At 73.7% G+C, this 2,520-nt stretch carries 3 protein-coding genes; 2 read left to right on the top strand and 1 reads right to left on the bottom strand.

Annotated features, from left to right (window positions below):
* Positions 1–62: 62 nt before the first annotated feature.
* Both HMPREF3099_RS04995 and HMPREF3099_RS04990 read left to right on the top strand, forming a co-directional pair.
* The gene (locus tag HMPREF3099_RS04995) at positions 63–1,280 is read left to right on the top strand and encodes a tyrosine/phenylalanine carboxypeptidase domain-containing protein (RefSeq protein ID WP_083323507.1); all 1,218 of its coding nucleotides are present in this window, start codon (positions 63–65) and stop codon (positions 1,278–1,280) included.
* 34 nt (positions 1,281–1,314) lie between these two features.
* The gene (locus HMPREF3099_RS04990; protein WP_070704794.1) at positions 1,315–1,770 is read left to right on the top strand and encodes a Rieske (2Fe-2S) protein; all 456 of its coding nucleotides are present in this window, start codon (positions 1,315–1,317) and stop codon (positions 1,768–1,770) included.
* Positions 1,771–1,777: 7 nt separating this feature from the next.
* Here HMPREF3099_RS04990 and HMPREF3099_RS04985 read toward each other — a convergent pair whose 3' ends face one another.
* A complete protein-coding gene (locus HMPREF3099_RS04985; RefSeq protein WP_083323506.1) occupies positions 1,778–2,392 on the bottom strand; it encodes a LysE family translocator in 615 nt (204 codons plus the stop codon).
* Between the last annotated feature and the right edge of the window lie 128 nt (positions 2,393–2,520).

The following is a 2,520-nucleotide window of genomic DNA, read 5'->3' as shown; positions in this document are numbered from 1 at the left end:
GTGCGGGCGCGGAGGACTCCGCGCCCGCACCGGTCGTCCCAGCCCACCCGCGAGAGGACACCGTGAACAGCTCGCCGACGCCGCCCACCCCGCCCGCCGCCCCGGGTTCCGCCACATGGGAGACCCGCGACCTCGCCATCGAGCACAACGTCTCGCTGCTGGCCGACTCCGTGAACTTCCTGCGCGAGGTGACGCCCGACGACGCCGAGGTGCACCGCGAGGAGTTCCTGACCGGCACCCACGACGAGCCACCGTTCACCTACCGGCGGCCGCAGGCGGACCTGGAGGTGCTCTCGGCGCAGATCGACCTGCTGCCGGTGGACGAGGTGGGCGACCCCACCCTGGCCTCCCTGCTGCGCCGCAAGGTGCGCGAGATGCGGGTGCAGGTGGAGATGCTGCGCACCCGTGGCACCTCGATCTTCCGCGACCTCTCGGTGGAGCTGTACGGCGACGTCTCCGACCGTCTGCGGACCTTCGCCCAGCACGTGGTGGACGACCTCAAGGTGCCCGAGCCGCCGCAGGAGACGGTGGGCGCCGAGGAGGTGCGCGAGTCCGCCGAGGCGCTGTTCGAGCGCTACCGCCGCATCGACCCGCGGGTGCGCGTGCACACCGAGGTGCGCCGCGACTTCACCGGTGTGGCGCTGCTGGGCGAGCGCCTCCTCATCAGCAGCGCGGTGCGCGTGCCCCCGCACCGCCTGGAGGTGCTGGTGCAGCACGAGCTGGGCACCCACCTGGCCACCCAGGTGAACGCCGTCGGCCAGCCCCTGCGCACGCTGCGCACCGGCCTGACCAGCTACGACGAGACCCACGAGGGGCTGGCCGTGCTGGGCGAGCTGGCCGCCGGCGACCTGAGCCCCTTCCGCCTGCGGGAGCTGGCCGTACGGGTACTCACCGTGCACCGGATGCTGGAGGGCGCCACCTTCCGGGAGGCGTTCACCGCCATGACCGAGGTGGGCGTGCACCCCGCCGCGGCGTACAACACGTGCGTGCACGTCTTCCGCTCCGGTGGGCTCACCAAGGACGCCGGGTACCTGCGCGGCGCGCTGAACCTGCTCGACCACGTGCGGGCCGGGCGCCCCATCGACCTGCTGCTGCTGGGCCGCTTCCACCTGGAGGACCTGCCTGCCGTCACCGACCTGCACCACCGGGGACTCCTGGCACTGGTGCGGGCCCGTCCCGACTGGATGGAGATCTCCGGTTGGCAGGAGCGCGTGCGCGCGGCCGCCCAGGCCGACGACCTCTCCACCGTGGTGAGCTCCCCACCGCACGAGGCAGACTGACCCGGACCCACCGCCACCCACCCAGGAGGAAGCCATGAACGACTCGACCGGTTGCGCCACCTGCCCCGGCGCCCCCGCCCCCGCCACCGGCCCCACCCGCCGCCAGGTGGTCACCGGCGCCGGTGCCGCCGTGGCCTTCGGGGCACCGACCCTGGCTGGGTGCGCGGGCGGCAAGGGGTCCACCAGCGACGGTGCTGACGCCCCGGGCGTGGAGTTCCCCGCCTCCGACGTGCCCGTGGGCGGCGGCGCCATCAAGCAGGGCTGGGTGGTCACGCAGCCCACCGAGGGCACCTACAAGGCGTTCAGCAGCAAGTGCACCCACCAGGGGTGCGGGGTCTCGCAGATCAAGGACGGCGCCATCATCTGCACCTGCCACGGCAGCGAGTTCTCCGTGGAGGACGGGTCGGTGCTCGCCGGGCCGGCGCAGGACGCGCTGCCCGAGGGCAAGGCCGAGGTCTCCGGCGACACCGTGAAGGCCGGCCCCGCCTGAGCAGGCGTCACTCGAGCAGCAGCCCGACGCCCAGGACGACGAACGCGACGGCCGCCACGGTGTCGATGGTGCGCCCGGCCCGCTGGTAGAGGCGCACCAACGGCGGGCGGCTGGCGGCCCACGTCACGGCCAGGAACCACGCGGTGGCGATGAGCAGCATCATGAGCAGCACCCCGCCGCGGGCCGCCCAGGACATCTCCGGGGGCAGCAGCGTGCTGAACAGCGCGCCGAAGAACACCAGTGCCTTGGGGTTGGCCACGTTGGTGGCCAGGCCCAGGCGGAAGGCTGCGCCCGTCGGCGGGGTGGCCTCGGCGGCGCCCTCGTCCGCCTGCCCGCGGCTGCGCCACAGGCCCCACAGGATGGACAGGCCGAAGCCGACGAGGAAGACCGCGCCGGCCAGCTTCATCGCGACGGCGATCCACGGCTGGGCACGCACCAGGGCGGTGAAGCCCACGAGGGCCAGCACGATCCACAGGCCGATGCCGGTGACCACGCCCATCGCGGTGGCCGAGGCGGCCCGGGCGCCGCGGCGCATGGCGGTGCGCAGGACGGCGACGAAGTCCGGCCCCGGGCTCATGACGCCGAGGGTCCAGACGAGGGCCAGCGGCAGGTAGGTCTCCACGGCGGGCGAGTCTAGGAACCGGTCAGTACGCGGGTCCCCACGGACGCGGACGAGAACCGCACCGGTGCCGATCTCGGCCTGCCGCCACCGTGACCTCCGCACCGGTGCCGAACTCGACTGTCGAGTTC

Origin of the sequence: Kytococcus sp. HMSC28H12, from assembly GCF_001816045.1 — a bacterium.
Taxonomy (GTDB): Bacteria; Actinomycetota; Actinomycetes; order Actinomycetales; family Dermatophilaceae; genus Kytococcus; species Kytococcus schroeteri.
This window is presented reverse-complemented; position numbering and strand designations above follow the sequence as displayed.